The organism is Paeniglutamicibacter quisquiliarum, from assembly GCF_019084045.1.
In the GTDB taxonomy this organism is placed as follows: domain Bacteria; phylum Actinomycetota; class Actinomycetes; order Actinomycetales; family Micrococcaceae; genus Paeniglutamicibacter; species Paeniglutamicibacter quisquiliarum.
Genome location: NZ_JAHRED010000008.1, coordinates 154,045 through 180,187, shown reverse-complemented (window position 1 = coordinate 180,187; position 26,143 = coordinate 154,045). Strand labels below are relative to the sequence as shown.

Below are 26,143 nucleotides of genomic sequence, written 5' to 3'. Positions count from 1 at the left end.
CCGATGGGTGAATTTCTGGCCGGGACGTCCTACGATGTGGCTACGAGGTACTCGCAGGCCGGTGGCGAAAGACCGCCATGCGAAATGCCTGGTGCAGGCAGACCGTGGTTTCGCCTCATCATCCACCCGCAATCCCAGGAGTGCAGGAATGCTAGACAAGACCTACGAATCGGCCAGCGCGGCCGTGGCGGACATTCCCGAGTCGGCGTCCATCGCGGTGGGGGGATTTGGGCTTTCGGGCAACCCCAACGTACTGATTCAGGCGTTGCTGCAGACCGGAGTGGGCGATTTGAAGGTGGTTTCGAACAACTGCGGAACCGACGAACACGGGCTGGGCATCTTGCTGCGGGCTGGGCGGATATCGAAGATGACTTCATCCTACGTCGGCGAAAACAAGGAATTTGCGCGCCGCTACCTCAGCGGCGAATTGGAACTGGAACTCACCCCGCAGGGAACGCTGGCCGAAAAGCTGCGTGCGGGCGGGGCTGGCATTGCTGCCTTCTACACGCGCACCGGCGTCGGAACCCAGGTGGCCGAGGGCGGATTGCCACAACGATATGGCCCCAACGGAGAGATCGTGCAGGCCTCCCAACCCAAGGACCAGCGTGACTTCGCGCCCGGCGGAGAACTGGGGACCTTCGTGCTGGAGGAAGCCATCGTCGCCGACTACGCATTGGTTCACGCCGCATTCGGGGATCGCCACGGAAATTTGGTATTCAACAAGGCCGCGCGGCAATTCTCCCCGGTAGCCGCGATGGCGGGAAAGATCTGCATCGCCGAAGTGGAGCAACTGGTGGAGCCCGGCGAGCTTGACCCCGATGCCATCCACCTGCCCGGGGTCTTCGTGCACCGTGTGGTGGAGGTCGGGCCAGACATCGAAAAGCCCATTGAAAAGCGGACGGTCCAGGCGGCCGCAGCTGGATCCAACGACACCTCACACGTTAAGGAAGGCTAGGCAATGCCTTGGTCACGCAATGAAATGGCGGCCCGGGCCGCACTGGAACTGCCCGATGGCGCCTATGTAAATCTCGGCATCGGCCTGCCGACGCTCGTACCAAACTATGTTCCGGCCGACCGTACGCTGGTGCTGCAATCGGAAAACGGGATCCTTGGTGTCGGCCCTTATCCCGCCGAGACGGATGTCGACCCAGACTTGATCAACGCGGGGAAGGAAACCGTGACGGTGCTTCCCGGCGCCAGCTACTTCGATTCCGCCACGAGTTTTGCGATGATACGCGGCGGCAAGATCGATGCTGCGATCCTCGGCGCAATGCAAGTTTCCGAGGGCGGGGACCTCGCCAATTGGATGATCCCCGGGAAAATGGTCAAGGGCCCCGGCGGCGCCATGGACCTTGTCCACGGAGCCAAGCGTGTCATCGTCCTGATGGAGCACGTCGCCAAGGACGGCAGTGCAAAGATCGTCCGCGAGTGCACCTTGCCCTTGACCGGCCGCGGGGTGGTGCAGCGCATCATTACGGATCTTGCAGTAATAGACGTCACAGATGCCGGTCTACGACTGGTTGAGTGCGCCCCCGGTGTCACGCCGGAACAGGTCCGCGACGCTACGGACGCTCCGCTGCTGTCCTAGTCAAGAGTTCCGAAGACCATCGCCGGGACCGAAAAACCAGAGGCCAATCGACAGTTCGGTCGAGGCTCCGCCCGACGTCCTGCCCCACGGGTGATTGTCGCGCCGGGCGATGCCCCCGCACCCGGTGTCTGTCACGCAGCGGGCGTTCACCTGGCTCACAGATTCGTGACACACCCGCTTTTTGTGCCGACTGCGCGCCACCCGGCCCGATAGAGTGCAAGAGCTGGCTTTGCAACTTCCTTCAACAAAGTCCCGTGCCTGGATCATGCGCCGGCGATCCCGCGGGCAGAGCTGCGATGATTAGATTCGAAAACGTCACGATGGTCTATGACCAAAAGTCACGCCTTGGCTCGGAAAACGCGCGCCCTGGCCTCGACGACGTAAGCATTGAAATTGACCGTGGTGACTTCGCGTTTCTTGTTGGTGCCTCGGGCTCCGGCAAATCCACCTTCCTCCGGCTGATCTTGCGCGAAATAGTCGCCACCGGAGGATCCGTTCACGTTGCAGGGCAAAACGTTGCCCGCATTCCCTCGTGGCGTGTACCCAAGTTGCGTCGCGGCATCGGCGTCGTATTCCAGGATTTCCGCCTGCTGCCGCAGAAGAATGTTTTTGAAAACGTTGCCTTTGCCATGCAGGTAGTGGGGGAGAGCCGAAGCGCAATCCGTGACCACGTCCCGGAGGTATTGAAGCTCGTGGGGCTGGAAGGCAAGGAAAAGCGCCAACCGGATGAGCTTTCCGGCGGCGAACAGCAGCGTGTGGCCATTGCCCGTGCCATTGCCAACAAGCCACAAATCCTGCTCGCCGACGAGCCGACCGGCAACCTTGACCCGGCCACGAGCGTCGGAATCATGAACGTCTTGGACCGGATCAACCAAAACGGCACCACGGTCCTCATGGCCACGCACGATGACGGAATCGTTAACTCGATGCGTCGGCGCGTCGTTGAACTTTCCCTGGGCAAAATCATGCGCGACGAAAGCGCCGGCGAATACACCTCGATGATCCCCGTGATCAATCAGGACGGCACACGCGAATTGCGCCAGGCAGACCACAGCACTTGGCACAAACCCTCGGACCGTAGCCAGGCCTTCGCGCCGTTTGACACTGAGGACGATATGCCATGAAACTCGGATTTATTCTCGGCGAAGTAGGCACTGGCCTCCGCCGAAACCTCTCCATGGTGGTTTCAGTCGTCTTGGTTACGTTCATATCGTTGACGTTCGTGGGCACCGCTGCACTCATGCAGATGCAGATCACGCAAATGAAGGGCTACTGGTACGACAAGGTCCAGGTAGCCATTTACCTATGCGGTGAACACAACGAAGGCACCAATTGCGCAGAGGGCGCGGTAACGGCCGACCAACGTGGCGAAATCGATTCAATGCTCGGTTCGGCGGCAGTCAAGCCGTACGTGGACAACTTCGAATATGAATCGAAGGACCAAGCCCTCACCCATTTCCGGGAACAGTTCGAGAACTCTTCGATGAGTGAAACCGTGACCGCTGACCAACTTCCGGAATCGTTCCGGGTTTCCCTGGTTGATCCGGAAAAATACCAGATCATCAAGGAACTCTTCTCGTCGATGGACGGCGTCGACGTGGTGGTTGACCAGCGGGAGCTGCTCGAAAAGATCTTCTCCATCATCAACATCGCTTCCTTCGTTGCCATCGGTATTGCCGGGGTCATGATCCTGTGTGCGGTGTTGTTGGTTGGCACGACGATTCGTTTGTCGGCCTATTTGCGCCGCCGCGAAACAGGCATCATGCGCCTGGTCGGCGCGTCGAAGTCATCGCTCCAATTGCCATTCGTCTTGGAGGGCGTCATCTCGGCACTGATCGGTGCGCTGCTAGCCTGCGGCGTCCTGTGGGCGGCGGTGAGGTTCCTCATCGATGACAAGCTTGCCCTTGAATACAAGGACACGGCCTTCATATCCACTGGAGAAGTTTTCCTGGTCGCGCCGTGGCTGATTCTGCTGGGTGTGGTTTTGGCTGGTGTATCGTCGTTGGTAACCTTACGGCGGTACTTGAAGGTTTAGTGCGTCACTTACTTATGAAAGATTCAGTTCACCACCGAAGACTCAAAGGACATTTATGTTAGCCAAAGCAGTATGGTGCCGAATGGCGCGTTCGGGAACGGTGGGTGCGTTGTCGATCGCACTCTTGGTTTCCGGAGGCGTAGGCGCCCACGCCGATGAGCTAGATGACCGCAAGGTTCAGGTTGAACAGAACATCGACCACCTATCCGAGGACCTGGAGGTCCTGGACGACGACATCAAGGTCACCGATGCCAAGCTTCGTGGGTTGCAGGCACAGCTTCCCGGTGCAGAACAAGCCTTGGCCGATGCCCAGGGCAGGGTGCGCCGGGCAGCCGATGAGGCAGCCGATCTTGCCCGAAGGGTCCAGGCGGCCCGCGAAACGCGCGACCAGCTAAACGTGAAGATTGCCGAGGGCAAGGCGAAGCTCGAGGATTCCAAGGAAATCATCGGGCAGATAGCAACGGAAGCCTATAAGCGCGGAGGTGTTTCCTCCGATCTTTCCCTCCTGTTGAACGCCACATCCGACGGCAATCTGGCGGCCGGCATGGATCTTGCCGACCAGGCCATGCGGTCACAGAATGCCGCTCTCGATGCCTTGTCAGAACAGTCGGCGACAGACGCCAATGCGAAATTGCGACTGGCTGCGGTGGAAGCCGAGATCACCGATCTCAAGGCCGCCGCCGATGCGGCACTGGCGCGTGAGCAAGTTGCCCGAGATGATGCCGAGTCCAAGAAGAAGCAGCTCGATGGGATCATCTCCCAGACCGATGCCTTGAGCGCCGAACTGCTGGCCCAGCGTCCGCGTATCCAGCAGAAACTGCGCGCCGAGGAAGCGAACCAGGTAAAGATCAACGGGCAGATCAAGGAACGTCAAGAGCGCTTGATCCGCGAGGAAGCCGAGCGCAAGCGCAAGGCGGCGGAGGCCGAGCGCAAGCGTATTGCTGAAGCGAAGGCCAAGTGGGAACGTGAGGAAGCGGCCCGGGCGAAGGAAGCCAGGGAAGAAGCCGCGCGCCAGAAGAAAAAGAACACGTACGTCAAGCCCAAGTATGTAGCCCCTGCGCCGCAGGCCGTGCCGGAGCGCAGTTCCTGGGGCCTTGTCAAGCCGGTTTCCGGTGGACGGCAGACCTCGGGCTTTGGCTGGCGGCCAACCCCCGCCGGAACCATCGACTACGGCGGGCGGGGTGGCTACGTACACGCCGGGGTCGACTGGGGCTTCGGCGGTCAATGCGGCTCGCCGGTGTTTGCCGCCGCGGACGGCGAAGTCTGGATGGCCGGTTGGGGCGGAAGCTCCGGAAACAAGGTCACCATCAGCCATGGCGTGGTCAAGGGCAGGGCACTGGCCACAAACTACCACCACATGCAACGCGTCGTGGTCGGAGTCGGCCAGAACGTGAATCAGGGCCAGTTGATCGGGTATGTCGGCACGACGGGCAACTCCACCGGTTGCCACATGCACTTTGAAACCATTGTCAACGGTGCGGCCGTCAACCCATTGGGACTTCTCTAGCGGTAAGCTATAAGCTCGCCAAGTGGCGAAACCACTCGCGGAGAGGAGTTGACCACGTGTCTAAAAAAGACCCGGAACAGAAGATTGTTGCCAGCAACCGCAAGGCCCGACATGATTTCGAGATTCTCGATACCTACGAAGCCGGAATGGTGCTTAGCGGCACCGAGGTGAAGTCCCTACGTGAGGGCAAGGCATCGCTGGTTGATGGATTCGGCCAGTTCTACCGCAATGAGTTGTACGTGGAGAACGTCTACATTCCGGAATACCTCAATGGCTCGTGGACAAACCACGCAGCAAGACGGCGTCGCAAGCTGCTCCTGCATCGCCAGGAGCTACTGAAGATCGAACGCAAGATCAACGAATCCGGTCTCACAATCGTTCCGCTGAGCCTGTATTTCAAGAACGGGCGCGCCAAGATCGAAATCGGTGTGGCGCGCGGCAAGAAGGAATACGACAAGCGCCAGAGCCTGCGTGAGAAGCAGGACAACCGCGAGGCCCTGCGCACCATGCGGGAACGCAATCGAGGAGCGCGCGAGTAACTGCTCGCTGCCTAGGCCGAAATTCACCGTCTGCCTGCACCGATTGGGCGGAAGCCGACGGGGAATAGACGTGGGGCGATTGTGCGTTAGACTAGATGCACGCGGTTAATCCGTGTGGTTGGGGTGACGCAAGTTGCCCGTTGACAACAAAATACGGGGATGATCGGTTTCGACGGTGTGAGTCGCGACATGTGAAGCGGGCCGAGGATGCAAAGTTATCTCGTAAACGCTCTTTGCAAAACAATAAGTGCCGACTCAAAGCGCACTGACTTCGCTCTCGCTGCCTAAGCAGCCAGACAGTCCGTAAGCCAGGGGATGCTATCGCCCCTGTTCCTTACGTCATTTAGATAGCCACTGCGGGAAGTTAGTGTTACCGGAACAACTCGCATAATTTAGGTAACTGTGCCCGGACCAGCCGCTTGTTTGCATGACGACTGGGGCAGAGAAATTCCAACGCAAACTGCGCCCGGAGAAGACCTGGCAACACCACATCGGACGGGAGTTCAATTCTCCCCATCTCCACAATGAAGGCCCTGCGGATTTTCGGATCTGCAGGGCCTTTCTTGCGTTAACCATGCACGTCCGATCTGGGGCATAGCAGTCGAGCCGCCTAGAACAATGTGGGTATGGTTTGCCGTCTCCGTTGCCAATGGTCGTTGCGTCTCGGAAGTTGTTCTGGGTCGAGATATTTGGGCAACAAGACCGCCGGCAAGCCATTGCCGTCCCGGACCAGACCCAGCTTTCCGGAATGGAAATCATGGTGGTGGGCGCTGCAGGCCGGACCGGAGTTTTCTGCACTGGTGACCCCGCCGTCTTCCCACGCATCTATATGGCAGATTTCGCAGTGTTCGGGCGGCACCGTGCATCCCGGAACCAGGCAACCGCCGTCCCTGGCCAGAACCGCTTCTCGAATGTGTTCGGGCACGTAGCGCTGTTCGCGACCAAGATCGAGGATCTGGCTTTTGCTGTTGAAAACGATGGGCAATACGCCGGCATCGCACAGCAGTCGCCTGAGCTCGCCCGGACTGACATCCAGTCCGTGGGAAGTGATGCCGGCCCGCTCGGCCAGACCCAGGAGGGTTTCGAGTTGGCAATGGACCACCAAGGTGGACCGGGCAAGGCCCTTGCAGTTCTTCCCGGTGCTTTCCCCGACTCTTCGCAGGACGTTGAGGATTGACTGCAGGCGGCGCCGAGCCGGTGTGAGCCCGTCGCCTCCCGGAGAGTTCGGTTGCCAGTCAACGGAGGGCTCTGCGGCCCGTGGGCCCTGCGCTGAAGATGCCGACGTATGTCCTTGGCCCGCCGCCATGCCGAGGTCCGTGTAGGCGGCGCGGGGGCGTTCGCCAACCGGGGTCGTCGGGTCGGCTGCCCAAGCGGGGAGGCGGGGTGCGTCGTCGTCCTCCCCAACGTTGTCGGAGCCGTTTGCCGCCGGAGTCCCGGCGCGGTTGGCAGCGTCGCGGGCAAGAGCCTCGCGGTTGCCGGCGGCGGTGCGGGGGTTGTCGGCGTTCGCGAAGTGCGACAGGAAGATTTCAGCCTCGACATTGAGCATGCAGAGGCTGAAGTACGAGAAGTGTTCCGTGCGCCGGGTGAGGAAGATCCCGGTCTTGGCGCCGATCTCTTCGGCATCGGGCTCGCCGGGGGCGGACTCCTCGAGGGTGCGTTGCCAGGCGGTGATCAACTTGCCGGTGGATTGCGGACCCTGGGTGTGCAATGACTCCAGGACCTGGGACTCCAGGATGCGGGACAGCTGCGCGGGATCGGGCTGTTTTCGGATGACGGGCGCGGCCTTGTCGAGCTTTCTCGCGGCCTGCATTGCATGCCTGGGATCGATCGTCCCTGCCTGGGCATCGGCTGAAAGCTGCGGATAGCGCGCCGCGCGGCCGATCCCGTTGACATCCGTCTGGGGGAGGAGCGCGTCCGCGGCCTTGACGCGATCGCGGGCCTCGAAGTAGCCGGTCCCCAACAAGTGTTGCAGCAGGTCGGCGGTGTCCTTATGGGGCAGCCGTCCGGTCGGTGTGGTCGCGGGATCCGCCGGGAGCTCCACCTCACCTGCGAGGAACGGGGCCGGTGAGGTGATCGCCGCGGAGAGCTGCTCCAGGGTTTCGAGGGGCAGCTCATGCGCGAGGGTCTTCCGGGCACCTTGGGCGGCGAGGATCTGCAGGTAGGAAGCGCGCCGGTGGGCCTGCTCAATTATCAGCGCAAGCGCTGCGGCCTCGGTGGGGGAGCTCGCCGCGGCGGACAGCTCCGTGGCGGTGGCGACGAAGTAGTCCTGCGCGGCGAGCAGCGAGCGCAGGCGATCCGCCCCGCCCGATGTGCGACCTTGGCCTGGGCCGGCGTGCCCTCGGCCCGGGCTAGAGATCCGAAAGTACTCGTCGTTGTGCATGCCATTGAGCATGGCCGATGACGCGGCCGGGTTTCCAGACCCGGTGGAAATCTGTGGACAACAACGTGATCCGGCCGGTCATCCAGCCGACCCGGCGCCAGCCGTGCCTCCAATTTGTGCGGGGAAGCATCCGGGCAGCAAAAAAGGGGGCGGACGGTGGCGGGACCCCGGGCATGATGCCGGGGTGTCGCCTCCGTCCGCCCCCTCAGGCGCCAGCCCGCAGGTGACGGTCGAAGATCGGTCCGGCGGGGCTATTCGCCGGTGGTGATCGAAGGCGCGGCCTTCGGAGCCTTCAGCGCGGCGAGGCGGGCATCGATCTCGGTCTGCTCGCCCAGGTCCTCCAGCGAGTTGAACTGGGCGTCGAGCGAGGAGGAGGCAAGCTCGGCGGCGCCGCGCACGCGGGCTTCCTCGCGGCGGATCTTTTCCTCAAAGCGGCTGACCTCGCTGGTGGGGTCCATGATGTCGATGCTCTTCACGGCCTCCTGCACCTGGTTCTGCGCCTGGGCGGACTTGGCACGGGCAACGAGTTCGTCGCGCTTGGAGACCAGCTGCTGGCGCTTGGACTTCATGGCGTCCAGGCCGGTCTTGAGCTTATCCACGATGTCACGCTGCGAGGTGATGGTCGGCTCGGCCGACTTCGCCTCCGCCTCCGCCTGCATCTGGCGCTGGATGGCGACCTTGGCCAGCGAATCGAACTTGTCGGCGTTTGCGCCGTCGCCGGAGGAACGGAACTCGTCCGCCTTGCCCGAGGCAGCCAGCGCCTTGTTGCCCCAGTCCGAGGCGGCCTGGACATCCTCGGTGTAGTCTTCCTCGATCATGCGCAGGTTGCCGATGGTCTGCGCCACCGCCGTTTCGGCCTCGGCGATGTTGTCGGTGTAGTCGCGCACCATCTGGTCGAGCATCTTCTGCGGATCTTCCGCCGAATCGAGCATGGCGTTGATGTTGGCCTTGGCCAGCTGGGCTACACGACCAAAAATAGACTGCTTTACCACGGTGAGACCTTTCGTTGACTGACTTGTTGAACTTTTCCCTGTCGCGCTTCCGGGTTCCGGAACCGCAGTGCTGCAATCTTTGGAACGGGCCCGCCCGGGGTCCGTGCTGCAGGCCGGCCCCTAGAAGCTGCCGCCCGCTCCGTCGCCGAAGCCGCCGCCGAACCCTCCGCCGCCGCCCCCGCCGAAGCCGCCGAAGCCGCCGCCGCCAAAGAGGCCTCCGCCGGAGTCCCCCGAGTGCGAACCGCCGCGCAGGATGGAATCGATGAGGATGCCGCCGAGGATGGCACCGCCCAGCCCGCTGCCTCCGCCGCGTCCACCGCCAAAGCCGCCGCCGCCGAAACCGCCGCCGAAGCCGTCGACGTCGCTTTCCGCCTCGCGTGCTGCCTGGTCGGCCAGTGCGGAGGCGTGCTCGGCATGGGACAGGGCATTGAGCGGGTCCGAGGGAGCGAGGCGCAGGGCCTCCTCGAGGTTGCGCTGGGCCTCGGCCAGGCGGGTGCGCGCCGTGGCGCCGACTCCGCCGCGCCGTGCCCGGATGAAGTCGTCGGTGCCGCTGATCTTCATCTGCGCGGTGCGGATGGCCGCCTGCAGCGACTCGGCGGCACGGTTGGCGCGTTCCTGCTGGTCGCGGATCTGGTTCAGCTGCTCATTGAGCGGACGCAGTCCCGCGTCGACCTCCGCAACGAGGGCCACCGGGTCCACCCGGCCGCTGCCTACCTGGGACTGGACCGAGGAAAGCGCGGCCTCCAGGACGGCGACGGAACCCGCAAGCTCGGGGTTGGAGCCGTTGGCGACCAGGGCGCGGCCCTGGGCCAGGTCCTTGGCGGCGGTGGAAACGAGGGACTCGAGGTCGGCCCGGGCCTTGTCGAGGTCGTCCCCGGCATGGGCCACAGCGTCAAGCAGCACGGTGGCCTGGTGCACGGCGTCCTCGCCGGCGCGCACCGCCACGGCGGCCTCGGATGATTCGGAGGCCGCGATCTTCGCCTCCGCGGTGAGCACCGCGGTGTTGGCGAAGTCCAGCCGGTCGGTGGCCTCGGCGATGTTGGTGTGGACCTGGTGCAGCGCACCGTCGGTGTAGCGGGCGGCGAGCTCGGTGAGCTGGTCCTGGACCAAGCTGACGCGTTGGCGCATCGGGTCGATCTGCGCCTTGAGCGAGGCGGCCGCCTCGGGGGCGTTTTTCTCGAGTTCGCGCAGCGACGCGAATTCCTCGGTGTGCGCCTCCAGGGTTTCGTTCACCGCCTCGCAGCGGCGGATGATCTCCCCGAGCCAGGAGCGCTGGTCGGCCTCGGTGTCGGGGATGTGGTCGTCGAGCTGCTGCTGCAACTTGAAGGACTCGGACATGTGGGCCTTGGCCGCCTCGATGTCCTCGGCGAAGGGCTTGACTGCCGCCTCGCCGAATTGCGCCTGCGCGAAGCCGACCTCCTGCTCGGAGGAACGGATGGCGTCGTCGGCGGCAATGAGCAGGCTGCCGGCCTTGGTGCGCAGGTCGGGGATGCTGAGCGATGCGAACGGGTCCAGCGGCTTGCCGTCGGGGCCCGTGGCCACCTGCGGGGGACCGGCCGGCAGTTTCTTGCGGCGCGCCAGCGCCCACGCGGTGGCGCCGCCGACGACCGCGACGCCGCCGACCAGGATCCATCCGGCGCCGCCGCCGGATCCGCCCGAGCCCTCGGAACCGCTCGGCGCCTCTTCCCCGGTGGGCGTGTTGCCCTCGGCGACGTTCTCGATGCCGGTGACGGCGCCGAGTGCCGCGGCGGCCCAGTCGTCACGCGACAATTGCGGACTGACCAGCTTGGTGAAGATTTCCTGGTCGTGTTCGACGATGTCGCCATTCTCCTGGGACACGAACCGCGCCTGGCGCTGCTCGACCGCAATGGCCAGGACCGAGTCGCTGCTGCCCATCTGCTTGTTCGCGGCCACCTCGCGAACCCAGTCGTCGGGGTCGTCGGGATTGGAAAAGGTGTCAACGTAGATCACGAAGAGCGACTGCCCGGTGTCAAGGCGCAGCTGGTTCACCGCGTCGGTCACCTCGGTGGCGTCGGACCCCAGAACCCGCGCCTGGTCCACCACGAATTCGCCCGGGGGAATCTGCACCGGGGAGTCGGCCGAGGCCGGTTGTGCAAGCATGAACAGGGACAAGATTCCTGCGGAGGCAACAACTGCCATCCGCCGGGGGAGCGACTTCATATTTTTCCTTCACCCTTGCATGGTCGGCCGCAGAGGCACCGGGCCGGGAGCATGGATACTCGCAACTTTCCGGTTTCTGCTGTCGATGTTGATTCTATGGGTGCGATCGGCGCGAGTCCACAGAATCGCCGGTGCATCGGGCAGGGGGTTGCGGAATAGCGCATTCTCACAGCTGACACTCAGGTCTTCCTTTTCGCCGCCACAGCCCAAACGGGCATAGTTGATACCAGGAAACGCAGGATTGTCCACCTTCAGGATGGGAAGCAGAGCCATGAGCGAGAACGAGTCAAAGAACCCGGGCACCCCGGCCGACGGCGAATCGCAGCCCGAGTCCGGGGCTGTGCCGCCGCGCCCCGTGGCACCGCCAACCACCCCGGCCAGCGCGCCGGATGCCGCGGCCGACCCACAGGCGCCGGTGGCCAGGATCGACGGTGCAGCCGACCCAACCCAGGCACTGCCGCGCCACACCGGTGAGCACGGGCAGGAATCCGCGCCCGGCGCGCAACCGCAGCAACCCGCCCAGCAGCCGGCACCGCCACACGCGTGGAACACGCCGCCGGCGCACGCCGACTCGCCCTATGGGACCCCGACTCCCGAGGAACACGCCTCCGCCTTCGCGCTCCCCGTGCCCCCGGCACGGAACAACGCGCCGAAGAAGTTCACCTCCGGCGCCCTGATCGTGGGCATGGTCGCCGCCGCCCTGGTGGGTGCCGGCGGGGCCGTTGGCGCCAACTACGTGATGTCGTCTTCCGGATCGACGGTGACCTCGAGCACCCAGACCCCGCAGGGCGACGTGGTCATCAACAACCCGAAGAACGTCACCGCGGTCACCGCGGCCGCTGCCAAGGCCAGCCCCAGCGTCGTGACCCTGGACGTCTCGGGTTCGGGGTCAGCCGGCTCGGGCTCCGGGATCATCCTGGACACCGCCGGGCACATCCTCACCAACACGCACGTGGTGACCCTCGGCGGCACCACCGGCAGCCCGGCGATCTCCGTGCGCACCTCCGACGGAAAGGTGCACGACGGCACCCTGGTGGGCACCGACCCGCTCTCGGACCTGGCAGTGATCAAGATCGACGCGCAGAACCTGGTGCCGGCCACGCTGGGCGCCTCGGGCACCCTGAACGTGGGCGATACCGCCATTGCCATCGGCGCCCCCCTGGGCCTGAGCGGCACCGTCACCGACGGCATCATCTCCACGCTGAACCGCACCATCTCGGTCGCCTCCTCGGCGGTGCCCAAGGAAGGCGAGGGCGCGGAGGAGGAAGGGAACGGAAACCAGTTCAACTTCGAGTTCCCCGGGGTCCCGGACGAACAGGGGTCCAAGGCCGCGGGCTCGATCTTCATCAACGTGATCCAGACCGATGCCGCCATCAACCACGGCAACTCCGGCGGTGCCCTGGTCGACGTCAACGGCGACATCATCGGCGTGAACGTCGCGATCGCCTCCTCCGGATCCGGCTCCGAGGGCTCCTCGGACAGCGGCTCGATCGGCGTGGGCTTCGCCATCCCGATCGACTACGCCAAGCGCATCGCCAACGACATCATCGCCGACGGCACCGCCTCGCACGGCATGCTCGGCGTCGAGGTCATGGCCAAGCCGGCGACAGTGAAGGACGGCGGATCCTCCTCCTTCAGCGTCGGCGCCGAGGTCAGGAAGGTCGTTGCCGACAGCCCGGCGGCCAAGGCCGGCCTGAGGGAAGGGGACATCATCACCGGGGTCGATGACCGCATCATCTCCGACAGCACCTCGCTGACCGCGGCGATCCGCGAAATCCCCGCGGGCGGCACCGCCGAGATCCACTACACCCGCGGCGGGTCCGAGGCCACGGCGAAGGTGACGGTCGGGGAATCCCCGGCCACCTGATAGCAGGGCGATGCCCCCGCGGGGCCGACACATGGCGCAACACTGCCGGCGACGCCGGGTGACACACGGCGAAATGCTGCGCAACGCGGCGAAATCTGGGCGGGCGCGGCGTGCCGGGGCGGGGATTGACTCTGCTGCCGGCACGCCGCGTTTGCCGCGTCGGTGCCGCGAACCTGGCGCGTAACCCGCCGCACGGGGTGCCCGGGCCGTGCCATCGGACGGTGCCGGGCACCGATACGATGGAGTCCGGGAACATGGCCGGTCCCGCCCGCCCCTGGCGGCAACCGGTGCGCACCGGCCGCCGTTTCCCACGCAGATCTGTCCAAGTTTCCAGAAAGGCAGCAATGAGCCAGAACACCGGCACGCCCTTGAACATTCTCGTGTTGGTCAAACACGTTCCCGATGTCCAATTCGAGCGGCACCTGACCGGCCCGGGGCAGCGGCTTGACCGCAAGGATTCCGTCCTGTCGGAACTCGACGAGTACGCCATCGAGGCGGCCCTGGCACTGGCCGAGTCCCGCGGCGGGGACAAGGCCGGCAACACCGTCACGGCCATGACCATGGGGCCGGAGGCGGCGGCAAACGCCGTGAAGAAGTCCTTGCAGATGGGGGCAGCCGCGGGCGTGCACATTTGTGATCCGGCGCTGGCCGGTTCCGACGCCGGGGCCACCTCCCTGGTGCTGGCCACCGCCATCAAGCACCTGGGCGGCTTCGACGTGGTGCTCACCGGCATGGCGTCCACCGACGCCGAAACCTCGCTGGTCCCCGCGCAGCTGGCCGAACGCCTGGGCGTGGCGCAGCTGACCAACCTGTCCAAGGTGGAGCTCGCCCCCGGCTCCGGCGTCGTCACCGGCGTGCGCCAGGGCGAGGACGGGGAGCAGACGCTGGAGGCGGAGCTTCCGGTGCTGGTCTCCGTCACCGACCAGGCCAACGAGCCGCGCTACCCGAACTTCCGGGGGATCCTGGCGGCCAAGAAGAAGAAGACCACCACGCTCACGCTCGCCGAGCTCGGCCTGGCCGGGTCTGCCGTTGGCGCCGCCGGGTCCGCGACCCGCGTGCTCGAGGCCGCGCCCCGCCCGCCGCGTGCGGGCGGGCAGGTCATCACCGATTCCGGTGACGCCGGCATCGCGCTGGTGGACTTCCTGGCCGACGCCAAGCTGATCTAGCACCAACAAGGGGAAAAACATGTCGAACATCTTGGTATACATCCACGCCCCCGCCGGCACTCCGAGCAAGGGGCAGCGCGAACTGCTGGCCCTTGCCGCCCGCCTGGGGCAGGCCACCGCGGTGCTGGGCGGTCCTGCCGACGACGCCGCGCTGGCGTCGCTTGGCGCCGCCGGCGCCACCGGCTTCTATGCCGCAGCCGGCGGCCTGGACGCGAGCGGGCTCATTGCCCCCGCCGTGTCGCTGCTGGAGGCCGCGGTGCGCGCCTCCGACGCCGCGGCGGTGCTGCTGCCCAACACCGTCGAGGGACGCGAGATCGCCGCCCGCACCGCCGTGCGCCTTGACGCAGGGGTCATCACCGACGCCATCGACGTCGACGCCGACCTCACCGTGACCAAGCCGGTGCTCGCCGGCAGCTACACCGTCAAGGCGCAGGTGACCCGCGGCCCGGCGCTGATCACGCTGAAGGCCAACAGCGTCGAGCTGCCCGCGGAGCTGCCCGCCGCCGGCGCCGCGGCCCCGGTGCACGAGCTTGAGCTCGGGGACACCGCCGTCGCGGCGCGCATCACCGCCACCGCCGAGCACACCGCCACCGGGCGCCCGGAGCTCTCCGAGGCCCGCTTCGTGGTGGCCGGGGGCCGCGGCGTTGACGGGGACTTCGGCCCCGTCGAGGACCTGGCCGACGCCCTGGGCGCGGCGGTGGGCGCCTCGCGCGCGGCCACCGACGCCGGGTGGATCGACCACTCCGCCCAGGTGGGGCAGACCGGCACGACGGTCTCCCCGCAGCTGTACATCTCCGCCGGCATCTCCGGGGCCATCCAGCAGAAGGCGGGCATGCAGACAGCCAAGACCATCATCGCGGTCAACAAGGACCCCGACGCGCCGGTCTTCGAGATCGCGGACCTGGGCATCGTGGGCGACCTGGCGCAGGTGCTGCCGCAGGCCGCCGCCGAAATCCGCCGGCGCAAGGGCTAGGGCGTGGGACAGGGTTTGTTTGATCCGGCCGTGCACCGGGTGCAGCGGGTGCTGTGCTTCGGCGCGCACCCCGACGACCTGGACTTCGGGGCCTCGGGCACCGTGGCCGCGTGGACCGCGGCGGGCGTGCAGGTCGAGTACTGCATCATGACCGACGGGGACGCCGGCGGCTTCGACGCGCGCACCGCGGCGGAGATCACCGCCACCCGGCATGCCGAGCAGCGTGCCGCCGCGGCCCTGGTGGGCGTTGACACCGTGCACTTCCTGGGAGAGGCCGACGGCTTCCTGGAGCCCAACCACCGCGTCATGAAGCAGGTCGTCGCGCTGATCCGCGCGCTGCGCCCGGACGTGGTGCTGGCCATGCACCCGGAACGCAACTGGGAGCGGATCCAGCGCTCGCACCCCGACCACCTGGCATGCGGGGAGGCGGTGACCCGCGCGATCTACCCTGCGGTGGAGAACCCGTTCTCCTACCCGGAGCTGCTGGAGGCGGGCCTGGCGGCGTACAAGCTGCCGTGGCTGTGGCTCTACGGGGCGCCGGCGGAACGGGAGAACCACCGGGTGGAGATCACCCAGGTGTTCGAGAAGAAGCTTGCGGCGCTGCGCCAGCACCTGAGCCAGCACCCCGACGTGCCGGCCATGGAGCGCTACGTGCGCGCCCAGTCCGAGGCCCAGGGCGCGGCGGCGGGCCTTGCCCCCGGCGCCCTGGCCGAGGCCTTCCACGTGGTCGCGGTCAACGCCGCCGACACCATCGCCGGCTTCTAGCCGGCGGACCGGGCCCCGGGCCATTCCGGCGGCATACGACCGTGGGCCGGTCTCCCTCCAAGGGGAGACCGGCCCACGGTCGTATGCGGCGCGGGGGCGCCGGAACTGCGCTACTTGGCCTCGGGGAGGTCGAGGACCGCGAGCGGCTCGGTGCTCGGGGCGGTGCTGCTGCCGTCGGCCGGCTCCAGCGAGACCATCACCGAGCCGATCTTCCCGACGCCGTTGAAGCCCTCCCGGATGGGATCCTCGTCGGGCAGCACGTTGGCCAGCAGGGTGGGCCTGTCGGTGGAGGCCTCGATGAGCCACACCGCGTAGGTTTCGCTGGCTTCCAGGCGCGGCAGGTCGGTCAGTTCCACCATGCCGGCGTCGGCCTTGGCCGAGGTGGTGAGCACCGCGTGCCCGCCGTCCTCCAGATCCGCCTGCGCGACAACCTGGTCGGAGGCGCGCTCGACCTTGGAGACGTAGTTGGTCGGAATCAGGTTCACCAGCCCGGCGACGAGGCCGATGACGACCACGGCCAGGGCCGCGACCACGAACATCCAGCGCTTCAGCGGGCGCCGGGCCGGGCGCTCGGCCTGGGTGGAAACCTGGTCGACGAGGTCCATGCCGAGGTTCTCGTCGTTCTCGTCGCCGCGGTGCGCGGGGATGGAGGGATCGATGCCGGTCATGAGGGTTGCCGTCCTTTGGAAATCGAGTTGGGTGGCCGGGGAAGGCCACGTGTAAGCATAGGCCAGAAGCCTAGGTGTTTCTTGTGTGCCGGCCGGGTCCCGGCTGCCCGGCGAGGGGCGGCGCCTAGCGCGCGCCGGTGCCCGCGAATCCGTGCTGGCGCCAGGCCTCGTACACGGCGATGGAGGCCGAGTTGGCCAGGTTCAGCGAGCGGCGGGCCTCCAACATGGGCAGGCGCACCGTAGCGGTGACGTGGGCATCGGCCTTGACCTCGGCGGGCAGGCCGACGGACTCGGGGCCGAAGAGCAGCACGTCGCCCGGCTCGTAGGAAACGTCCGTGTACATCGTCTCGCCCTCGGAGGTGAACGCGAAGACGCGGGTGGGGGCCAGGGCCTCCCAGGCGGAGGCCAGGTCCTTGTGGACCGTCACGACGGCAAGGTCGTGGTAGTCAAGGCCGGCGCGGCGCAGCTTCGAGTCCTCGAAGTCGAAGCCGAGCGGCTCGACGAGGTGCAGCTGCGCGCCGGTGACCGCGGCCAGGCGGATGGCGTTGCCGGTATTGCCGGGAATTTCGGGAGTGTAAAAAAGGATTCGGAACACGCACTCCAGTTTACGGTGCGCGGGGCCCGCGGCCGGCAGCGGGCCCGTCCGTGGCGCGGCCCGCCCGCCCCGTGCGGGGCGCGGGGGCGCACGCGGCTAGTACATTCCGCCCAGCAGGCGGGCCAAAATCGTGCGATCCACCACATGCGGGGCCGGCCCGGTGCCCAGGAACATCTTCATTTCGCGCACCAGGTTGATGGCGTTGACGACGTTCAGCACGTTCATGGGCCCGGGTTCGCCGCCGCGGGCGTAGTCGATGACCGGTTCGTGCAGGTTCCCGTCCGGGGACAGGATGACCGTCCACCCCGTGACGTTCAGCTCGGGGAACAGGCGCTGCATGTCGTGCACCAGCGGCGCGATGCGCGGCGGGTCGATGTGCTTGCCGTCACGCAGCAGCGAGGTCCCGTCCCAGCGGTACACGCCCTTGGGCAGCATCATGGAGTGGATCAGCGCCAGCCGGTAGCCGCCGAGCAGGACGTGGTCGATGTAGCCGCCGCCCGGGGCGTGCAGCCCGTTGACCAGGCGCGTGGAGGGCAACGAGGGCAGTACCTGGCGGGTCAGCAATTGCACGGTGCGGTTCTCGCGGGCCAGGCGGGCCTGGGCGCCGAAGATCCCGCGCTTGCGCGGGGTGCCGTGCGCCTGGCGGACGGAGGTCGCCCGGTCCACGGCTCCGGGCTCCTCGAGGCCCGGCACATAGACGGTGGCGTCGGTTGCCGCGGGGCGGTTGCCGCCGGTCTCGAAGCGCATCGAGCCACCGCCGGCCGCGCCGCCGGGGCCGGGGGCGGGCGCCTTGCCGCGCAGGTAGCTTGATTCGGTGCCGTAGCTGCGGTCGTACCGGGTGCGGGCCGCCGGGTCGATGAGGGTCTCGTAGGCCAGCGTGGCGCGGGCAAAGTCCTGGGCGTTTCCGCCGTGGTCCGGATGCGTCAGCCGGGCCGCGCGGCGGTAGGCCGACTTGATCTCGGTGGCGCTGGCGGTGGGGGCAACGCCCAGTACCTCATAGTGGGTTTGCCGCTGGGCCACGTGGCTGCCTTTCGGATCGGGGAGCAGGCATCGATGCGCGATGTTGCTCAAGCGATCCTACCGTTAGCCGGTGGGTGTTGGCCCGTCCCGCCCGGTGCCGGAATCGGGGCGGCGGTATTCCGCCAGCAGGCTGCCCTCCTCCTCGAACAAGAGGCGAAGCGCCATTTCCCGGGGCACGTCGGCGGGGGTGCCGCGGGAAATCCGGCGCGAGTCCCCGGCCACCAGCAGGGGGGAGTAGGTCACGCAGAGGCTGTCCACGGCATCCGCCCGCTGGAAGTCGCCAAGGAGCGTGGGCCCGCCCTCGGAGTGGATCACGCGCAGCCCCCTGCCGTGCAGCGTCTCGATGATCCACCGGGGGTCGATGGCGGTACTCGGTGCGTCGGCGGCGATGACCTCGGCCACCGCGCCCAGGGCCGATGCCCGTCCGCTGTCCGCGGCGCCCGAGGTGAGCACCAGGATCTGGCCGGGGTTCCGGGTGAAGAGCTCGCCGTCGGGGTCCAGGCCAAGGCTCCCGGAGACCACCGCCAGCACCGGGCGCTCGGCCATGCCGCGCTCCAGGCGCCAGGCCCGCGAGGCCGCATCGAGCAGCTCCCCGTCGTAGCCTTCGGCCCGCACGGTTCCGGCGCCGACCAGGATCACGTCGGCGGACCGGCGCAGCAGCATGAACACGCGCTTGTCCGCCCGGGCGCCCAGGCCACCGGAGAGGCCGCCGAGCGTCGCGGCCCCGTCGATCGAGGAGACGAAGTTGAAGCGGACGAACGGGTCGGTGCCAGACGGGGGCGCGTAGGAGCCAAGCACGCCGGCGTCGTCGAGGTCCGGGGCCGGGTCCGGCAGCAGGCGGCGCATCAGGCCCCTTCCCGGGCGGCCGGGCGCCCGGAGCCCAGGCGGGCCGAAGCGGGGCCGGGGTGCGCGGGGGGATTGACGTCGCCCATGTTGTGCACCAGGTAGGCCGGCTCGCGCCAGCCCATCGCGGCCTCGAGCATCCGGATGGTGGAGACGGACTCGGGGATGTTGTGCATGCGGATGATCCGCGCCCCGTTCATGATGCACATGGTGGCCGCCGCCATGGAGCCCGCGGTGCGTTCGGACTTGGGCAGGTCCAGTGACTCGCCGATGAAGTCCTTGTTGGAGACCGCCGCGAGGCTCGGGTAGCCCAATGCGGCGATGGCCTCGAACCCGGCGGTGATGGCCAGGGTGTGCAGCGTGTTCTTGTTCAGGTCGTGCCCGGGGTCCACGATGATCTTCTCCTCGGCGATCCCCAGGGAACGGGCGAAGTCGACCTTCCGGCGCAGGTAGGCGGTGACCTCTGCCACCACGTCGTCATAGGTCGGCCGCGGGTAGACGGTGCGCGGTGCGGCCAGCGAATGGGTGATGACCAGGTGCGCCCCTGCCTCGGCCACGACCCGCCCGAGCTCCGGGTTGCTCAGGCCGGTGGTGTCGTTGATGACGTCCGCGCCGGCTGCCATGGCGGCCGAGGCGACCTCGGGCAGGAACGTGTCGGCGGAGATGATCACGTTGCTTTGCGCGCGCACCGCCTTGATGACGGGGACGATCCGCTGCGCCTCCTCCTGCCAGGACAGGGCGGGCCCGGGGGAGAAGGGAACCCCGCCGATGTCGATCCAGTCGGCACCGGCCTCGACTGCCTCAAGGGCCGCGTCCACCGCGGAGCCCAGGGCGAAGGTCGCCCCGGAGTCGTAGAAGCTGTCCGGGGTGCGGTTGATGATCGCCATCAACGCGACCTGCGTGTTGAAATCGATGCTGCGGTGCGCGAAGCGGTGGACCGGATGGCGAAGTGCGGGTAGGTACATGCTCATGCGGGCTCCTTGCAATGATCTGTTAGATCATTCATACCAGTTTTAGAAGGCTTTGGGAGGGCACAACGGAGTCCCGGCGGCGGCTCCGGGCCACCGGGCGCGCCACGGGCGCGGGCTTGGGTACCCTGTACTAATGACTTTGAACTTCGTCGCCCCCGATGCCGGCGCATGGATAGTGCAGGCCCTGCAGGAACAAGGCCGGGACGCGGACACCGCAAACCTGGTGGCCGGGCAGGTGCCGCGCGGTTTCGCCGCCTACGTGCGGATCTTCCACCCGGCCATGGGCCCGGACGGGCAGCCCGTGCGCTGGGATGCGATCGCCAAGCGGCGCGGCAGCACCATGCACGCCCTGGCGCAGTTCGCCGCGCTCTCCGGGATCGGCGAGGACGGGGTGCCGCTGGCGGAGGACTCCTGGGAGGGCGAGGCACCGGGCTGGGACGGCCTGGGCGCCGACGAATTGCGCGCCATCGCCCCGCTGCTCGCGGCACACACGGGTACCCCCGGTGAAATCCACCTGGCGCTGTGGAACGGCCTGGCGTTCATCCACGGCGGGGACCAGGTCGAGGTCGTGATCGAGGAGGACCCCGCACTGGGCGAGGAGGAGAACGCGCGGCGCACCGCGGAGCTCGCCGCCCAGGCGAAGGCCCCGGCATTCTCCGACGAGATCAGGAACGCCCCGACGCTGCAGATCGGCTCCGGCTACCGCTCCTTCTACGTCTTCCGCGGCGACGGGCAGGATTTGGCCAGCCCGCTGTGGGCACGGACCTCCCAGGGCGAACAGCGCCAGTCGCCCAACCTGGCCTGGCCGGAGGACCGTGCCTGGCTGATGTCCACGGAGCTGTATGAGGACTCCACCATCGTCGGAGGCAGCCGCGGGCTGATCGACGCCCTGCTGGCCTGCCCCGGCATCGAGGCCTGGGAAGTCGACGCCGACTCCCGGCTCGATGCGGCGGGGGACACCCGCAACGAACTGCCTGCGCCCGACACCGAACCCTTCGACCCGGAGGAACTGGCGGGGGAGTACTTCCAGGGGGAAGGGAACTAACTTTCCCTCCCGGACGTGCACCGTTGGGCGGGCGGGGAGCTGTGAGCAATCACTCCGCCCGCCCAACCGGCAACAGGGCTAGAATTGTTCGGTGTCCACGAGCCCCATTTACCTAGACCACGCAGCCACGACACCCATGTCCGGCCCCGCGCTCGCCGCCATGACCCATGAGCTGGCGCAGACCGGCAACCCCTCCTCGCTGCACGGCGCCGGCCGCCGCGCCCACCGCGTCACCGAGGAGGCCCGCGAACAGCTGGCCGCCGCCGCCGGGGCGCACCCCTCGGAGGTCGTCTTCACCTCCGGCGGCACCGAATCGGACAACCTCGCCCTCAAGGGCCTGTACTGGAACCGGAACGCCGCGGACCCCGCGCGCACCCGCATCATTTGTTCGGTCATCGAGCACCACGCGGTCCTTGACACCGTGGAGTGGCTCCAGGCCCATGAGGGGGCGGAGGTCACCTGGCTGCCGGTGGACGCCGACGGCGTCATCGACCTCGCCGCGCTCGAATGCGAAATTGCGAAAAACCCCCGCGACATCGCCCTGGTCACCGTCATGTGGGCGAACAACGAGGTCGGCAGCGTCCAGCCCGTGGCCAAGGTTGTTGCGCTCGCCGACGCCCACGGCATTCCGGTGCACTCCGACGCGGTCCAGGCCTTCACCTCGGTGCCCACCGACTTTGCCGGCTCCGGGCTGGCCACCATGGCCGTCTCCGGGCACAAGATCGGCGGCCCGGTGGGAATCGGCGCCCTCTTCGTGCGCCGCGACGTGGTGCTCACCCCCGTCCAGCACGGCGGCGGGCACGAACGCGCCCTGCGCTCGGGCACGCTCAATGCAGCTGCCGCAGCCGGGTTCGCCGCCGCGGCCACGCAGGCCGCGGCAAACCTTGAGGCAGAGTCCGAGCGCCTGGCCACGCTGCGCGACACCCTCATTGAGGGAGTGCGCCAGCTGGTCCCCGAGGCCGTGTTCAACGGCACCGCGGACCCCGGGCACGCGGGCACCCGGCTGCCGGGCAACGCTCACTTCACCTTCCCGGGCTGCGAGGGCGACTCGCTGCTCTTCGTGCTGGACATGCTCGGGATCCATTCCTCCACCGGCTCGGCCTGCACCGCCGGGGTGCCGCGGCCCTCGCACGTGTTGCTGGCCATGGGCCGGGACGAGGCGACGGCACGTGGCGCACAACGCTTCACGCTCGGGCATACAACCGGCGCCGCCGACGTTGGGAAGTTGGTGGCCGCATTGCCCGAGGCATACGCGCGCGCCAAAAAGGCCGGCATGGCCGCACAAGTCAGCAGCATCCAAACGGCAGGGACAGGGTTCACACGATGAAGGTTTTGGCAGCAATGAGCGGCGGGGTCGACTCCGCGGTCGCGGCGGCACGCGCGGTCGAGGCAGGCCACGAGGTCGTCGGCGTGCACCTGGCCCTTTCCCGCATGCCCGGCACCCTGCGCACCGGGTCCCGCGGCTGTTGCACCGTGGAGGACTCCAACGACGCCTGGCGCGCCTGCGACGTGCTCGGCATCCCCTACTACGTGTGGGACTTCTCCGAGCGCTTCAAGGAGGACGTGGTCGACGACTTCATCGCCGAGTACGAGGCCGGGCGCACCCCCAACCCGTGCATGCGCTGCAACGAGCGGATCAAGTTCGCCGCGCTGCTGGAAAAGGCCATCGCGCTGGGCTTCGACGCGGTCTGCACCGGGCACTATGCCAAGGTGATCCGCGATTCCGAGGGCAACCCGGAGCTGCACCGCGCCGCCGACTGGGCCAAGGACCAGTCCTACGTGCTGGGTGTGCTCACCCACGAGCAGCTGGAGCACTGCATCTTCCCGCTGGCCGACACCCCCTCGAAGGCAGAGGTCCGCGCCGAGGCCGAGGCCCGCGGGCTCTCGGTGGCCAACAAGCCCGACAGCCACGACATCTGCTTCATCCCCGACGGGGACACCCGCGGCTGGCTGGCCGAGCGCATCGACATGGAACCCGGTGCCATCGTCGACCAGGAGGGCAAAGCCCTGGGTGAGCACGAGGGCGCCCACGCTTTCACCGTCGGACAGCGCAAGGGCCTGAAGCTGGGCACCCCGGCCGCCGACGGCAAGCCGCGCTTCGTGCTCGAGATCCGGCCCAAGGAAAACAAGGTCATCGTCGGCCCCGAGGCCCTGCTGGCGGTCGACGAGCTGCGCGGCATCCGGATCTCCTGGGCCGGGCTGCCGATCGCCGACGCGGCCGCCGGCACCGAGTTCGACTGCATGGTCCAGGTGCGCGCGCACGGGGACCCGGTCGATGCCCGCGCCCGCGTCGAGGCGCAGGAAGACGGCAGCAATGTCCTGGTGGCCACGCTCATCGAGCCCATGCGCGGCGTCGCCCCGGGCCAGACCATGGTCATCTACCAGGGCACCCGCGTGCTGGGCCAGGCAACCATCGACTCGGCCCGCTCCACCGCCTGGGACCCGAGCCTGGTCTCCTGAGCGGTATTGCCATCCGGGAAGCCGCCAAGTCCCGGGGGACCGTACATGGCGGCAAATTGAACGAGGCGGAATACAGCCATCGGCCCCCCCCGAATGGCGTTCGGCCTGGCGCCGTAATCCTTCCCGATTGGAACACGGCAACTTTCCGCCGATGAGTTGTGCCCCGGCATCACGTTCATGGTGCTGGGGCTCCCACGGGGTGCCCATCGGTGTCATTCGACTTCGGAGTTCGTTGGCCGAATGAGCCAGTGCCGCAACCAACTCCTCATGGCCCTTGAGTCATCCGATGCCGGAAAATCACGCGTGATGTCGATCTGGTCCAGGATCAAGGCCGCCGGGCACCCAGCTGTGTCGGTGCCCATCCGGTGAAGATTCCCCAAACCGAGGACCCTGCGCGCCGTCCGGAACGTGACCAGTCCGCCGCAGGGGGACCGGCAGCACGGCCGCCAGGGACATCGCCATGGTCGGCATCCGACCCACGGGAAACAAGGGCAACTACGCGCTGTGCCCGGAATCGGGACGGGTGGGGTCACCCAAGGCAAACTGTCCTGCTCGACCTAGTTCGAGCGAGTAGCGGGTTCCCGGTTGACCGTCGAGACTTGCCGGGTCGGCTTGGCCGGCGGCCAGGAACCCTGCCTTGGTCAGGACTTTCCGGGACGCCGGATTCCGGGTGGCGGCAACTGCCCTGAGTGCGCGTAGGCCATGCGATTCAGCTGCCAGTCGGCAGACTTCACGAACGGCGGCTGTCGCCACACCCCGTCCTGTCTCCCGTTCGGCGACGCGGTAGCCGAGTTCTGCAATGCCGTCGCCAATGAACTCCAGATTGAATCGCCCCAAGACATGGCCTTCCCCGTCGACGAGCAGGTAGAAGGCGCCGTCTCCGGCGTTTTGTTCCTCCAGCAAAGTCTGGAGCCGGTGGTCGAAATCTTCGAAGTACGCATCGCCCCGGTCGGGGACCCGGGCAGCGAAGAAGGCGCGGTTGGCCAGCTCAAAGGCCAGGACGGCCGGAAAATGTTCGGCTCGCAGGAGCTGCAATGTGGGCACGTTGCAACCCTACTCCGTTGCAATGATCCCGTGGCGGTGCTTCGCGCACCAGACCCCGACCCGCTAAATGGCCGCGCGCAGCAGCCACCGACTGCCGACGCGGACTCTGCCCAAGACACCACTTGCCGGGCCGGACGGAAACACCGTCGCACATGCGCTTGCCTTCAGCGCATGGCCAGGTGTTCCTTGGACCGGGACGGGCAGCCTGTTAGCCTTGGCGATATGCGTACCCCACAGCGATTTACCAGCCCCCGACCGGTTACCGGTCGCGAGGGCTTCGTGGCGCGCGCCTAAGTCCTGGCGGCGGAGCGGATCGGGGGATTGTTCACCGATCCAAACCCCACCAAGGACTTCCCATGACAACGTATCTCTCCGCGAACGAACTTCACGACGCCCTGACACTGCGCGACCTCTCGGATCCTGCACATGGTCCGCACGCCATGCAAGAGCTGCTGGGGCAATGCACAAGCGTTCTCGCCCATGGTTGGGGCGTGCCTGCCAGGATGGTGCGAGACAGTCCGCTGGTTTCGGTCACCGACAACTACGACAATCTGGGATTCGCCCCGTCGACGGTGACCCGCGACCAAAGGTATTCACGATATGTGAGCCCCTCGGTCATGCTCAGGAGCCACACCTCGGCGTCGGTCCCCTCGCTGTTGCGGAATCTACCGCGATCCATCTCCATGGACGACCTGGTGGTCATGCCCGGACTGGTGTACCGCAGGGACGCCATTGACCGTACCCACGTCGGCACACCCCACCAGGTTGACCTCTGGCGGATATCTTCATCCACCGCACTGACGCCGGACGACCTGGAATCGATGGTCGCCGTGCTTGTCGACGCGGTCCTGCCCGGGGCCAAATGGCGCACGGTGCCGGCCGTTCACCCGTACACGACCAAGGGGATGCAAGTGGATGTCCTGGTCGGAAGCGAATGGTTGGAACTTGCCGAATGCGGCATGATGGCGCCCCGTTTGTTCACCGATGCGGGACTCGACCCGGAACGGTGGTCGGGCCTTGCCCTGGGAATGGGCCTGGACCGGGCCTTGATGCTGCGCAAGGGCATCCCGGACATACGTCTGCTGCGCGCCCGGGACCAGCGCATCGGATCCCAAATGCTCCATCTGGAACCGTGGCAACCTGTCTCGCTGCTTCCTTCGATCCGGCGCGACATCTCCATCGTCGTCCCGAAATCCTTCGACGAGGAAGTCCTGGGCGACGAAGTCCGCCGGGCGCTGGGGACCCGGTCGGATGACCTGGAATCCGTTGAGTTGCTGGGGCTGACCGACTACGAGGACCTGCCCGAGGCGGCCCGGGAGCGACTGCAGCTGGACCCCGGGCAAGCCAACGCCCTGGTTCGCATAACACTCCGGCCAATCGAAAGGACCCTCACCGCCCTGGAGGCCAACCTCATGCGCGACGACATCTACAGGGCGCTCCACCGGGGCAGTGTCATGGAGCTCATCGCGGAATAGCGCGGCAAGGTCGCGGTCGGCGCCAACCA

The 26,143-nt window shown here is 67.0% G+C and carries 23 protein-coding genes and 1 other RNA gene; 15 read left to right on the top strand and 9 right to left on the bottom strand.

Annotated features, from left to right (window positions below; genetic code table 11):
- Window positions 1–148: 148 nt before the first annotated feature.
- The 7 genes from KRR55_RS15050 to ssrA all read left to right on the top strand — a co-directional run bounded on the left by KRR55_RS15050 (window position 149) and on the right by ssrA (window position 6,194).
- Window positions 149–955, top strand: coding sequence for a CoA transferase subunit A (locus KRR55_RS15050; protein ID WP_217389930.1), 807 nt, complete (start codon window positions 149–151; stop codon window positions 953–955).
- A gap of 3 nt (window positions 956–958) precedes the next feature.
- Entirely contained in the window at window positions 959–1,588 is a 630-nt protein-coding gene (locus KRR55_RS15045) for a CoA transferase subunit B (RefSeq protein WP_217389929.1), read from the top strand.
- A gap of 296 nt (window positions 1,589–1,884) precedes the next feature.
- Entirely contained in the window at window positions 1,885–2,712 is an 828-nt protein-coding gene (gene ftsE / locus KRR55_RS15040) for a cell division ATP-binding protein FtsE (protein ID WP_217389928.1), read from the top strand.
- A complete protein-coding gene (gene ftsX, locus KRR55_RS15035) occupies window positions 2,709–3,623 on the top strand; it encodes a permease-like cell division protein FtsX (RefSeq protein WP_217389927.1) in 915 nt (304 codons plus the stop codon). Before ftsE ends, ftsX begins: the two co-directional genes overlap by 4 nt.
- Before the next feature lie 55 nt (window positions 3,624–3,678).
- Window positions 3,679–5,130 carry a peptidoglycan DD-metalloendopeptidase family protein gene (locus KRR55_RS15030; protein ID WP_217389926.1) on the top strand — a complete coding sequence of 484 codons (1,452 nt, stop codon included), beginning with the start codon at window positions 3,679–3,681 and terminating at the stop codon, window positions 5,128–5,130.
- A 56-nt stretch (window positions 5,131–5,186) separates the two neighbouring features.
- Window positions 5,187–5,669 (top strand): SsrA-binding protein SmpB, encoded by a 483-nt coding sequence (gene smpB, locus KRR55_RS15025; RefSeq protein WP_217389925.1) that lies wholly within the window; start codon window positions 5,187–5,189, stop codon window positions 5,667–5,669.
- Window positions 5,670–5,824: 155 nt separating this feature from the next.
- Window positions 5,825–6,194: a transfer-messenger RNA gene (gene ssrA / locus KRR55_RS15020) on the top strand.
- A gap of 85 nt (window positions 6,195–6,279) precedes the next feature.
- Here ssrA and KRR55_RS15015 read toward each other — a convergent pair.
- The 3 genes from KRR55_RS15015 to KRR55_RS15005 all read right to left on the bottom strand — a co-directional run bounded on the left by KRR55_RS15015 (window position 6,280) and on the right by KRR55_RS15005 (window position 11,162).
- On the bottom strand, window positions 6,280–8,049 hold the full coding sequence (locus tag KRR55_RS15015) for an HNH endonuclease signature motif containing protein (RefSeq protein WP_217389924.1): 1,770 nt from the start codon (window positions 8,047–8,049) through the stop codon (window positions 6,280–6,282).
- A 251-nt stretch (window positions 8,050–8,300) separates the two neighbouring features.
- On the bottom strand, window positions 8,301–9,041 hold the full coding sequence (locus KRR55_RS15010) for a PspA/IM30 family protein (protein ID WP_217389923.1): 741 nt from the start codon (window positions 9,039–9,041) through the stop codon (window positions 8,301–8,303).
- A gap of 120 nt (window positions 9,042–9,161) precedes the next feature.
- Window positions 9,162–11,162 (bottom strand): TPM domain-containing protein, encoded by a 2,001-nt coding sequence (locus KRR55_RS15005; protein ID WP_254456251.1) that lies wholly within the window; start codon window positions 11,160–11,162, stop codon window positions 9,162–9,164.
- 331 nt (window positions 11,163–11,493) lie between these two features.
- On the opposite strand from KRR55_RS15005, the gene KRR55_RS15000 reads away from it, so the two are divergent.
- The 4 genes from KRR55_RS15000 to KRR55_RS14985 all read left to right on the top strand — a co-directional run bounded on the left by KRR55_RS15000 (window position 11,494) and on the right by KRR55_RS14985 (window position 15,993).
- The gene (locus KRR55_RS15000; RefSeq protein WP_217389921.1) at window positions 11,494–13,089 is read left to right on the top strand and encodes a S1C family serine protease; all 1,596 of its coding nucleotides are present in this window, start codon (window positions 11,494–11,496) and stop codon (window positions 13,087–13,089) included.
- Window positions 13,090–13,433: 344 nt separating this feature from the next.
- Window positions 13,434–14,255, top strand: a complete 822-nt coding sequence (locus KRR55_RS14995; protein ID WP_217389920.1) for an electron transfer flavoprotein subunit beta/FixA family protein — start codon at window positions 13,434–13,436, stop codon at window positions 14,253–14,255.
- Window positions 14,256–14,274: 19 nt separating this feature from the next.
- Window positions 14,275–15,228 (top strand): electron transfer flavoprotein subunit alpha/FixB family protein, encoded by a 954-nt coding sequence (locus KRR55_RS14990; protein WP_217389919.1) that lies wholly within the window; start codon window positions 14,275–14,277, stop codon window positions 15,226–15,228.
- Window positions 15,229–15,231: 3 nt separating this feature from the next.
- Complete coding sequence (locus tag KRR55_RS14985; RefSeq protein ID WP_336245135.1) at window positions 15,232–15,993, top strand: PIG-L deacetylase family protein; 762 nt, start codon at window positions 15,232–15,234, stop codon at window positions 15,991–15,993.
- Between the two features lie 110 nt (window positions 15,994–16,103).
- Here KRR55_RS14985 and KRR55_RS14980 read toward each other — a convergent pair whose 3' ends face one another.
- The 5 genes from KRR55_RS14980 to folP all read right to left on the bottom strand — a co-directional run bounded on the left by KRR55_RS14980 (window position 16,104) and on the right by folP (window position 20,090).
- Window positions 16,104–16,661 (bottom strand): anti-sigma factor, encoded by a 558-nt coding sequence (locus tag KRR55_RS14980; protein WP_336245134.1) that lies wholly within the window; start codon window positions 16,659–16,661, stop codon window positions 16,104–16,106.
- 124 nt (window positions 16,662–16,785) lie between these two features.
- Window positions 16,786–17,256 (bottom strand): tRNA (cytidine(34)-2'-O)-methyltransferase, encoded by a 471-nt coding sequence (locus tag KRR55_RS14975; protein WP_217389918.1) that lies wholly within the window; start codon window positions 17,254–17,256, stop codon window positions 16,786–16,788.
- A gap of 96 nt (window positions 17,257–17,352) precedes the next feature.
- Window positions 17,353–18,276, bottom strand: a complete 924-nt coding sequence (locus KRR55_RS14970) for a J domain-containing protein (protein ID WP_217389917.1) — start codon at window positions 18,274–18,276, stop codon at window positions 17,353–17,355.
- Window positions 18,277–18,339: 63 nt separating this feature from the next.
- Window positions 18,340–19,122, bottom strand: a complete 783-nt coding sequence (locus KRR55_RS14965; RefSeq protein ID WP_217389916.1) for a dihydrofolate reductase family protein — start codon at window positions 19,120–19,122, stop codon at window positions 18,340–18,342.
- Window positions 19,122–20,090 (bottom strand): dihydropteroate synthase, encoded by a 969-nt coding sequence (gene folP, locus KRR55_RS14960; RefSeq protein WP_217389915.1) that lies wholly within the window; start codon window positions 20,088–20,090, stop codon window positions 19,122–19,124. Before folP ends, KRR55_RS14965 begins: the two co-directional genes overlap by 1 nt.
- 133 nt (window positions 20,091–20,223) lie before the next feature.
- Between folP and KRR55_RS14955 the strand changes: the two genes are divergently transcribed.
- The 3 genes from KRR55_RS14955 (at window position 20,224) to mnmA (ending at window position 23,595) form a co-directional block, all read left to right on the top strand.
- Complete coding sequence (locus KRR55_RS14955) at window positions 20,224–21,135, top strand: hypothetical protein (RefSeq protein WP_217389914.1); 912 nt, start codon at window positions 20,224–20,226, stop codon at window positions 21,133–21,135.
- Between the two features lie 91 nt (window positions 21,136–21,226).
- Entirely contained in the window at window positions 21,227–22,462 is a 1,236-nt protein-coding gene (locus KRR55_RS14950; RefSeq protein WP_336245133.1) for a cysteine desulfurase family protein, read from the top strand.
- The gene (gene mnmA / locus KRR55_RS14945; RefSeq protein ID WP_217389913.1) at window positions 22,459–23,595 is read left to right on the top strand and encodes a tRNA 2-thiouridine(34) synthase MnmA; all 1,137 of its coding nucleotides are present in this window, start codon (window positions 22,459–22,461) and stop codon (window positions 23,593–23,595) included. Before KRR55_RS14950 ends, mnmA begins: the two co-directional genes overlap by 4 nt.
- A gap of 495 nt (window positions 23,596–24,090) precedes the next feature.
- On the opposite strand, the gene KRR55_RS14940 is transcribed toward mnmA, so the two are convergent.
- The gene (locus KRR55_RS14940; RefSeq protein ID WP_217389912.1) at window positions 24,091–24,639 is read right to left on the bottom strand and encodes a GNAT family N-acetyltransferase; all 549 of its coding nucleotides are present in this window, start codon (window positions 24,637–24,639) and stop codon (window positions 24,091–24,093) included.
- A 356-nt stretch (window positions 24,640–24,995) separates the two neighbouring features.
- Here KRR55_RS14940 and srmL point away from each other — a divergent pair, with 356 nt between their 5' ends.
- A complete protein-coding gene (gene srmL / locus KRR55_RS14935) occupies window positions 24,996–26,114 on the top strand; it encodes a PheS-related mystery ligase SrmL (RefSeq protein WP_217389911.1) in 1,119 nt (372 codons plus the stop codon).
- Window positions 26,115–26,143: the final 29 nt, after the last annotated feature.

Bases quoted from the DNA above. Each gene is read 5' to 3' on its own strand.
- ftsX (WP_217389927.1), top strand. From the start codon at position 2,709: ATGAAACTCGGATTTATTCTCGGCGAAGTAGGCACTGGCCTCCGCCGA.
- folP (WP_217389915.1), bottom strand. From the start codon at position 20,090: ATGAGCATGTACCTACCCGCACTTCGCCATCCGGTCCACCGCTTCGCG.
- KRR55_RS14990 (WP_217389919.1), top strand. From the start codon at position 14,275: ATGTCGAACATCTTGGTATACATCCACGCCCCCGCCGGCACTCCGAGC.
- KRR55_RS15050 (WP_217389930.1), top strand. From the start codon at position 149: ATGCTAGACAAGACCTACGAATCGGCCAGCGCGGCCGTGGCGGACATT.
- srmL (WP_217389911.1), top strand. From the start codon at position 24,996: ATGACAACGTATCTCTCCGCGAACGAACTTCACGACGCCCTGACACTG.
- KRR55_RS15015 (WP_217389924.1), bottom strand. From the start codon at position 8,049: ATGCACAACGACGAGTACTTTCGGATCTCTAGCCCGGGCCGAGGGCAC.
- KRR55_RS15030 (WP_217389926.1), top strand. From the start codon at position 3,679: ATGTTAGCCAAAGCAGTATGGTGCCGAATGGCGCGTTCGGGAACGGTG.
- ftsE (WP_217389928.1), top strand. From the start codon at position 1,885: ATGATTAGATTCGAAAACGTCACGATGGTCTATGACCAAAAGTCACGC.
- KRR55_RS15045 (WP_217389929.1), top strand. From the start codon at position 959: ATGCCTTGGTCACGCAATGAAATGGCGGCCCGGGCCGCACTGGAACTG.
- mnmA (WP_217389913.1), top strand. From the start codon at position 22,459: ATGAAGGTTTTGGCAGCAATGAGCGGCGGGGTCGACTCCGCGGTCGCG.
- KRR55_RS14965 (WP_217389916.1), bottom strand. From the start codon at position 19,122: ATGCGCCGCCTGCTGCCGGACCCGGCCCCGGACCTCGACGACGCCGGC.
- KRR55_RS15000 (WP_217389921.1), top strand. From the start codon at position 11,494: ATGAGCGAGAACGAGTCAAAGAACCCGGGCACCCCGGCCGACGGCGAA.
- KRR55_RS15005 (WP_254456251.1), bottom strand. From the start codon at position 11,162: ATGCTTGCACAACCGGCCTCGGCCGACTCCCCGGTGCAGATTCCCCCG.
- KRR55_RS14995 (WP_217389920.1), top strand. From the start codon at position 13,434: ATGAGCCAGAACACCGGCACGCCCTTGAACATTCTCGTGTTGGTCAAA.
- KRR55_RS14980 (WP_336245134.1), bottom strand. From the start codon at position 16,661: ATGACCGGCATCGATCCCTCCATCCCCGCGCACCGCGGCGACGAGAAC.
- KRR55_RS14955 (WP_217389914.1), top strand. From the start codon at position 20,224: ATGACTTTGAACTTCGTCGCCCCCGATGCCGGCGCATGGATAGTGCAG.